Origin of the sequence: Aphanizomenon sp. CS-733/32, from assembly GCF_028330045.1 — a bacterium.
GTDB classification, from domain to species: domain Bacteria; phylum Cyanobacteriota; class Cyanobacteriia; order Cyanobacteriales; family Nostocaceae; genus Dolichospermum; species Dolichospermum gracile.
Genome location: NZ_JAQMSE010000227.1, coordinates 1 through 2950, shown reverse-complemented (window position 1 = coordinate 2950; position 2950 = coordinate 1). Strand labels below are relative to the sequence as shown.

Annotated in this window: 3 protein-coding genes; 2 read left to right on the top strand and 1 reads right to left on the bottom strand. The window is 33.5% G+C overall.

Annotation, left to right across the window (positions count from 1 at the left end; all coding sequences use genetic code 11):
• Nucleotides 1–117: 117 nt before the first annotated feature.
• Nucleotides 118–990, bottom strand: coding sequence for a hypothetical protein (locus PN471_RS19090; protein ID WP_271778186.1), 873 nt, complete (start codon nt 988–990; stop codon nt 118–120).
• A gap of 330 nt (nt 991–1320) precedes the next feature.
• Between PN471_RS19090 and PN471_RS19085 the strand changes: the two genes are divergently transcribed.
• Together PN471_RS19085 and PN471_RS19080 are read left to right on the top strand one after the other, a co-directional pair.
• Nucleotides 1321–2205 carry an Rpn family recombination-promoting nuclease/putative transposase gene (locus PN471_RS19085; RefSeq protein ID WP_271778185.1) on the top strand — a complete coding sequence of 295 codons (885 nt, stop codon included), beginning with the start codon at nt 1321–1323 and terminating at the stop codon, nt 2203–2205.
• A 68-nt stretch (nt 2206–2273) separates the two neighbouring features.
• Complete coding sequence (locus PN471_RS19080) at nt 2274–2507, top strand: DUF4351 domain-containing protein (protein ID WP_271778184.1); 234 nt, start codon at nt 2274–2276, stop codon at nt 2505–2507.
• The last annotated feature ends 443 nt before the right edge of the window (nt 2508–2950 follow it).

The window sequence follows — 2950 nt, the reverse complement described above, 5'->3', positions numbered from 1 at the left end:
TTCCAAATGTGGTTTTAGTGTGTCTCGTAATAAGTTAATCTGGTTCATAGGGGTTTCTTTGATTGTGTGGTAACTTTCTATGAAACCCTTTCTCTGTTTCCTTTGCAAGCTTTTTCTCTATTTTTTGTCCTGTACAGAGTGTCCTTTGACATAAACTTCTGGATATTGTGGATCGACTATCCAATTATTAATTACTCCCTCAATTAAAGGAATAGTAGGAGAATTAGAGCGAATTTGTTCCCGTTTCCAAACCTTTTTAGTTTGACCATCTACTTTGGTCAAGATTTTCCTATCAGTGCGGTGATACTGTCCCCATCCTGCGGTAATTTGTAATGCTTTAGCTGTACAATTAACACAAAATGTCATTCCTAGAGAGGATGGAAACATAGTTTCTACTGGTGGGACATTAACTTCTGTACTACCATCTTCCACAGTACCTTTACCACTAATAGCTAATTCATCATTATTTCCGGGTAAATAACAATCTACTTCCCGTAAATTATTATCATCATCGTTTGCTATTTCATCAGCAGGAGTTGATTTTTCTATTGTTTCTTCAGTGATGCGACGGTGTTGGGGTGCAAGTAGTCCTACTAAATAGCGATCGCTTACACTCTTTTCATCTAATTCTTCATCTTCACCACCAGCAGGACCGAGTAAATCGTTAATAATTGCTATTTCTAATTCTTCTCGAATTTTATAAGCTGAAGGTATATTTGATGATAAAATAGGTTGTTGTTTTTCGGTTTTGGTATGGGTTTTGATATAATTATTAATATCCGCAGCAATATGATCACTAATTTCTCCATCTATTCCTAACCAATCAGCATCTTCTACTGAATCAATTCCTTCTAAAAGCATTGCTAATTGTGGTTCTGGTGCAGAGATTACACTACTCCAATCTAAGGTAATTTGATGTTGATGGAGTTTTTGATTTATCTCTACTAAATTAAGTTCACCGGGGAGAATTGCAGGAAGTTGGATAATCATATATTGGGGAATTGGGTATTTATTAAGATGTTAAAATTAGGGAGTTAGCATATTTTTTAACATAATCAAATTATACATCATATTGGTGAAGTATTAGTAATAGTATAACTTATAACAAAAATTTAAGCTAGATTACAATTATTAAAGTTTACTTAAAAAATGTCAGAATCAGGATTTCCAGGATTTAAGGATATGCAGGATGTGGTTTTTAGTTTGGTTGTGTAGTGTTTTTGATTTTTTTTGTCAGAAATGGCTAACGCCACGCTTCGCTATCAGACAATTACGAATTTAAGTTATAATTGAAAATACTATATAAATTCTGTTCAAGCTGTGAGTTTTGACAACGTTTGTAAGCTATTAGCTGAAAAATATCCTCTTGATTTTGCCCGGTGGTTACTACCAGAAGAACCACAAAGCGTCAAAGTTTTGAAAACTGAATTGAGTATTGAACCAATTCGTGCTGATTTTGTCACGTTTCTGAAAAGTGAAAACCGAATTTTACACATCGAATTTCAGACGCTATCAACTTCTCGAAAACCCATTCCTTTGCGAGTCATAGATTATTATATCCGATTAAAAAGGCTATATACCGAATGTACCATTATCCAAGTCGTGATTTTTCTCCAGGAAACAGAAGATAAAAATGCTTTTATCAATGTTTACCAAGATGTAAGTACTACCCACTATTATCAAGTAATTAGAATGTGGGAACAAGACCCTGTTTTATTTCTTAATAATCCCGCACTCTTACCATTAGCACCATTAACCCGCACTAATTCACCTCAAGATTTATTATCGCAGGTTGCTGAAAGTGTTGCTAAAATTGAGGAAATAGAAATCAAGCGGGATATTGTAGCCTGTACTGAGATCTTAGCAGGTTTACGGTTTGAGAAAAAGCTGATTAGTCAATTACTTAGGGAGGACATTATGCGAGAATCAGTAATTTATCAAGATATTTTGCAAAAAGGCGAAGAAAAGGGTAGAAAGGAAGGTGAGAAACGGGGTGAACAACGAGGTAGAGAATTAGGTGAACAACGGACAATTATCCGTCAACTTACTCGCAGGTTTGGAGAATTAGATTCATCATTGGTTGATAGAATCAAAACTTTGAATATTGAAAATTTGGATAATTTAGCAGATGCTTTATTAGACTTTTCTAATATCAATGATTTGGTAAATTGGTTAAATGACAATCAACATGAAGGTCAAAATTAATCAACACTAACAACTGTAATTTTATGAAAGTCCGTTAAACCGGACTTTCTCTATAAGACGAGGATATTATGCGAGAATCAGTAATTTATCAAGATATTTTCCAAAAAGGTGAGAAACAAGGTGACAAACGAGGTGAAGAACGGACAATTATCCGTCAACTTACTCGCAGGTTTGGAGAATTAGATTCATCATTGGTTGATAAAATAAAAACTCTGAATATTGAAAAGTTGGATAATTTAGCAGACGCTTTATTAGACTTTTCTAATATCAATGATTTGGTAAATTGGTTAAATGATAATTAGTTAGGGAATTGCGTAATAATAATTTTATTTTGTCAGAATCATGATAACCAGGATTTGAGGATTTACAGGATGTTGTTTGATGTTTGGTTGTGTAGTGTTTTTGATTTTCTTGTCAGAATCAGGATGTCCAGGATTTAAGGATTTACAGGATGTGGTTTGATGTTTGTTTGTGAATATTTGAGATTATAATAAAATTAAGTTACCCTAGTAGTCAATCAATAATAGCAAATAAATTATCAAATCATTTATTCATTATATATCATCCTCAAATCTGTATTTCTCATAGACAATAAAACACTTACATCCCACATTCCGCACCCCAAAATATTACAGAGGGAAATTACGGAGATGAAAATCGAAGGGAGCATCAAAACAAACAGACAAAGTGAAAAAAGGCATTTGAGAAACAGTAAATCACCAAAAATGTCATCAAAATCTATTCT